The 5,582-nt window shown below is 55.8% G+C and carries 1 protein-coding gene, 2 tRNA genes and 3 rRNA genes; all 6 read left to right on the forward strand.

Features of this window, described 5'->3' with window-relative positions:
* Nucleotides 1–208, forward strand: a 208-nt coding sequence (locus tag M6I34_RS18190) for a hypothetical protein (RefSeq protein ID WP_272487238.1), incomplete at its 5' end; no start/stop codon positions are given.
* 36 nt (nt 209–244) lie between these two features.
* Nucleotides 245–1,775 (forward strand): 16S ribosomal RNA (locus M6I34_RS18195).
* 68 nt (nt 1,776–1,843) lie between these two features.
* Nucleotides 1,844–1,920: transfer RNA gene (locus M6I34_RS18200), tRNA-Ile, on the forward strand.
* Between the two features lie 14 nt (nt 1,921–1,934).
* Nucleotides 1,935–2,010, forward strand: a tRNA-Ala gene (locus M6I34_RS18205).
* Nucleotides 2,011–2,311: 301 nt separating this feature from the next.
* Nucleotides 2,312–5,190: ribosomal RNA gene (locus M6I34_RS18210) — 23S ribosomal RNA — on the forward strand.
* A gap of 219 nt (nt 5,191–5,409) precedes the next feature.
* Nucleotides 5,410–5,523: ribosomal RNA gene (gene rrf / locus M6I34_RS18215) — 5S ribosomal RNA — on the forward strand.
* The 16S, 23S and 5S rRNA genes sit together here with 2 tRNA genes alongside, the layout of an rRNA operon.
* Nucleotides 5,524–5,582: the final 59 nt, after the last annotated feature.

The raw sequence follows: 5,582 nt of genomic DNA on the forward strand, positions 1-5,582 counted from the left end.
CTGCAAATGCAGCGCGATCGAGTTCTTTAACAATCCAGCAGTCGATAAGTGTGGGCGTCTGGGCGAGAGCGCCAAGCCTGCTGCCGCCGGTTTTGCCGGGGGTGGTTGGGCGGGTACCGGGGCTTGTCCCTGGTTCTCGGAAAAATCAGATGCTCACACGGTAAGAAGATATCCATTGGTTCACGCCAATGAATGTCGATTCCGTTGAGCGAGACTTCTTTTGAAGTCGACTTTGAAACAGATCGAACTAAAGAGTTTGATCCTGGCTCAGATTGAACGCTGGCGGCATGCCTTACACATGCAAGTCGAACGGCAGCACGGGCTTCGGCCTGGTGGCGAGTGGCGAACGGGTGAGTAAAGCATCGGAACGTGCCCGGTAGTGGGGGATAGCCCGGCGAAAGCCGGATTAATACCGCATACGCACTACGGTGGAAAGCGGGGGACCTTCGGGCCTCGCGCTATCGGAGCGGCCGATGTCGGATTAGCTAGTTGGTGGGGTAAAGGCTCACCAAGGCGACGATCCGTACCTGGTCTGAGAGGACGACCAGGCACACTGGGACTGAGACACGGCCCAGACTCCTACGGGAGGCAGCAGTGGGGAATTTTGGACAATGGGCGCAAGCCTGATCCAGCAATGCCGCGTGTGTGAAGAAGGCCTTCGGGTTGTAAAGCACTTTTGTCCGGAAAGAAATCTCCTGGGTTAATACCCCGGGGGGATGACGGTACCGGAAGAATAAGCACCGGCTAACTACGTGCCAGCAGCCGCGGTAATACGTAGGGTGCGAGCGTTAATCGGAATTACTGGGCGTAAAGCGTGCGCAGGCGGCTGTGCAAGACAGATGTGAAATCCCCGGGCTCAACCTGGGAACTGCATTTGTGACTGCACGGCTAGAGTGCGTCAGAGGGAGGTGGAATTCCGCGTGTAGCAGTGAAATGCGTAGAGATGCGGAGGAACACCGATGGCGAAGGCAGCCTCCTGGGATGACACTGACGCTCATGCACGAAAGCGTGGGGAGCAAACAGGATTAGATACCCTGGTAGTCCACGCCCTAAACGATGTCTACTAGTTGTCGGGGATTCATTTCCTTGGTAACGCAGCTAACGCGTGAAGTAGACCGCCTGGGGAGTACGGCCGCAAGGTTAAAACTCAAAGGAATTGACGGGGACCCGCACAAGCGGTGGATGATGTGGATTAATTCGATGCAACGCGAAAAACCTTACCTACGCTTGACATGCCAGGAACTTTCCAGAGATGGATTGGTGCCCGAAAGGGAACCTGGACACAGGTGCTGCATGGCTGTCGTCAGCTCGTGTCGTGAGATGTTGGGTTAAGTCCCGCAACGAGCGCAACCCTTTTCCTTAGTTGCTACGCAAGGGCACTCTAGGGATACTGCCGGTGACAAACCGGAGGAAGGTGGGGATGACGTCAAGTCCTCATGGCCCTTATGTGTAGGGCTTCACACGTCATACAATGGTCGGTACAGAGGGTCGCCAACCCGCGAGGGGGAGCCAATCCCAGAAAACCGATCGTAGTCCGGATTGCACTCTGCAACTCGAGTGCATGAAGTCGGAATCGCTAGTAATCGCGGATCAGCATGTCGCGGTGAATACGTTCCCGGGTCTTGTACACACCGCCCGTCACACCATGGGAGTGGGTTTTGCCAGAAGTGGGTAGCCTAACCGCAAGGAGGGCGCTTACCACGGCAGGGCTCATGACTGGGGTGAAGTCGTAACAAGGTAGCCGTATCGGAAGGTGCGGCTGGATCACCTCCTTTCCAGAGAGAATGCGCCAGTAGTGCAGGCGCCCACACTTATCGGCTGTTGGAAGAAGTGGCAGACAACTGGGTCTGTAGCTCAGCTGGTTAGAGCACCGTCTTGATAAGGCGGGGGTCGTTGGTTCGAGTCCAACCAGACCCACCACCACCGGCTCGATTGGGGGTGTAGCTCAGCTGGGAGAGCACCTGCTTTGCAAGCAGGGGGTCATCGGTTCGATCCCGTTCACCTCCACCACCTTTGCGTGGGTCGGGTCGGGCTGGGGAACAATCCTGGTCTGGAAGTTGTCGTGTCAGCCGGCCCGTTGGGGCAGGGGGGATCGGCGAGCGCGTTCGCGTTGCGAGCGCGCTGGTCCATCGTTCCTGTGTTGGGGCGAGTCGGAGCTCTTTAACAATTCGAGAGAAGATATCGTATTCAGTCTTTTTGAATGGATACGGGTTGTGATTGCATCACAACGAATTTTTGGTTCTTGAGTGAACCGAGAATATGCGGCAAGCGCTGACTTGGCCCGACTCGTTGCGAGTCTGCAAAGTTATAGGGTCAAGCGAATAAGTGCATGTGGTGGATGCCTTGGCGATCACAGGCGATGAAGGACGTCGTAGTCTGCGATAAGCCGCGGGGAGCTGACAAACGAGCTTTGATCCGCGGATTTCCGAATGGGGAAACCCGGCCCGCAAGGGTCATCCCGCGCTGAATACATAGGCGCGTGGAGGCGAACGCAGCGAACTGAAACATCTAAGTAGCTGCAGGAAAAGAAATCAACCGAGATTCCGGAAGTAGTGGCGAGCGAAACCGGAGCAGCCTGTGCGTGATAGCCGATACGTTAGCGGAACGGAATGGAAAGTCCGGCGACAGAGGGTGATAGCCCCGTACGCGAAAACGGATCGGTGGTACTGAGCGCACGAGAAGTAGGGCGGGACACGTGAAATCCTGTCTGAAGATGGGGGGACCATCCTCCAAGGCTAAATACTCGTGATCGACCGATAGTGAACAAGTACCGTGAGGGAAAGGCGAAAAGAACCCCGGGAGGGGAGTGAAATAGATCCTGAAACCGCATGCATACAAACAGTCGGAGCCCGGAAACGGGTGACGGCGTACCTTTTGTATAATGGGTCAGCGACTTACGTTCAGTGGCGAGCTTAACCGTATAGGGAAGGCGCAGGGAAACCGAGTCCGAATAGGGCGATCCAGTCGCTGGGCGTAGACCCGAAACCAGGTGATCTACCCATGGCCAGGATGAAGGTGAGGTAACACTTACTGGAGGTCCGAACCGACTACTGTTGCAAAAGTAGCGGATGAGCTGTGGGTAGGGGTGAAAGGCTAAACAAACCTGGAAATAGCTGGTTCTCCCCGAAAACTATTTAGGTAGTGCGTCGTGTATCGCTCCGGGGGGTAGAGCACTGTAATGGTTGCGGGGGTCGTTTAGGCTTACCGCGCCATAGCAAACTCCGAATACCCGGAAGTGCCAGCACGGCAGACAGTCCTCGGGTGCTAACGTCCGAGGTCGAGAGGGAAACAACCCAGACCGCCAGCTAAGGTCCCAAATAACCGCTAAGTGGGAAACGAAGTGGGAAGGCTAAAACAGTCAGGAGGTTGGCTTAGAAGCAGCCACCCTTTAAAGAAAGCGTAATAGCTCACTGATCGAGTCGTCCTGCGCGGAAGATGTAACGGGGCTAAGCGGTTAACCGAAGCTGCGGACTTGTCTTTGACAAGTGGTAGGGGAGCGTTCTGTACGTCTGTGAAGGTGAGTCGTAAGGCTTGCTGGAGATATCAGAAGTGCGAATGCTGACATGAGTAGCGTTAAAGCGGGTGAAAAGCCCGCTCGCCGTAAGCGCAAGGTTTCCTACGCCACGTTCATCGGCGTAGGGTGAGTCGGCCCCTAAGGTGAGGGCGAAAGCCGTAGCTGATGGGAAGCTGGTTAATATTCCAGCACCGTCTCTGAGTGCGATGGGGGGACGGATCGTGGAAGGTTGTCCGGGTGTTGGAAGTCCCGGTTCTTGGTCTGTAGGTGTCCGGTAGGCAAATCCGCCGGGCGTATGCCGAGGGATCGAGACGAGCGAGCTTGCTCGCGAAGCAACTGGAAGGGGTCCCAGGAAAAGCCTCTAAGCTTCAGCTCAGAGAGACCGTACCGCAAACCGACACTGGTGCGCGAGATGAGTATTCTCAGGCGCTTGAGAGAACTCGGGAGAAGGAACTCGGCAAATTGACACCGTAACTTCGGGAGAAGGTGTGCCCTGGTAGCTTGAGTGTGAACAACACGAGGGCGAAAGGGTTGCAAAAAATCGGTGGCTGCGACTGTTTACCAAAAACACAGCACTCTGCTAACACGAAAGTGGACGTATAGGGTGTGACGCCTGCCCGGTGCCGGAAGGTTAAGTGATGGGGTGCAAGCTCTTGATCGAAGCCCCGGTAAACGGCGGCCGTAACTATAACGGTCCTAAGGTAGCGAAATTCCTTGTCGGGTAAGTTCCGACCTGCACGAATGGCGTAACGATGGCCACACTGTCTCCTCCCGAGACTCAGCGAAGTTGAAATGTTTGTGATGATGCAATCTCCCCGCAGCTAGACGGAAAGACCCCATGAACCTTTACTGTAGCTTTGCATTGGACTGTGAACCGATTTGTGTAGGATAGGTGGGAGGCTTTGAAGCGGGAACGCCAGTTTCCGTGGAGCCGTCCTTGAAATACCACCCTGGTTTGTTTGCGGTTCTAACCTTGGCCCGTCATCCGGGTCGGGGACAGTGCATGGTAGGCAGTTTGACTGGGGCGGTCTCCTCCCAAAGCGTAACGGAGGAGTTCGAAGGTACGCTTGGCACGGTCGGACATCGTGCCTAAAGTGCAAGGGCAAAAGCGTGCTTGACTGCGAGACTGACAAGTCGAGCAGGTGCGAAAGCAGGACCTAGTGATCCGGTGGTTCTGAATGGAAGGGCCATCGCTCAACGGATAAAAGGTACTCTGGGGATAACAGGCTGATACCGCCCAAGAGTTCATATCGACGGCGGTGTTTGGCACCTCGATGTCGGCTCATCTCATCCTGGGGCTGTAGCCGGTCCCAAGGGTATGGCTGTTCGCCATTTAAAGAGGTACGTGAGCTGGGTTCAAAACGTCGTGAGACAGTTTGGTCCCTATCTGCTGTGGGCGTTGGAAATTTGACGGGGCCTGCTCCTAGTACGAGAGGACCGGAGTGGACGCACCTCTGGTGTACCTGTTGTCACGCCAGTGGCATCGCAGGGTAGCTATGTGCGGAAGAGATAACCGCTGAAAGCATCTAAGCGGGAAACTCGCCTGAAGATGAGATTTCCCTGGGGACTTGATCCCCCTGAAGGGTCGTTCGAGACCAGGACGTTGATAGGCTGGGTGTGGAAGCGCAGTAATGCGTTAAGCTAACCAGTACTAATTGCCCGTGAGGCTTGACCCTATAACTTTGCATTCAAGCAGTGCTTGAGCCGCAACGTTGTTCGGTGCAACTCACAACTCTCTTGCGTGTCACCCGCACGCAAACCAAGCCGATCGTCACCCACGATCGCACCGCTTGCCTCACCGCAAGCGGCGCCAGACACGAAGACTGTCTCGCTATCTTCTCCTCGAATTGGCCCTCGCGTGTGCCTCACCGCCCACGAGAGAGCAACAAGTCATGCCTGATGACCATAGCGCGGTGGAACCACCCCTTCCCATCCCGAACAGGACCGTGAAACGCCGCAGCGCCGATGATAGTGAGCACCTCGCTCGTGAAAGTAGGACATCGTCAGGCACTCCTCTCCGACGCAAAAAAGCCACCCCACAGGGTGGCTTTTTTGCTTTCCGGGCGCG

This window comes from Zeimonas sediminis, assembly GCF_023721795.1.
Lineage (GTDB): Bacteria > Pseudomonadota > Gammaproteobacteria > Burkholderiales > Burkholderiaceae_E > Zeimonas > Zeimonas sediminis.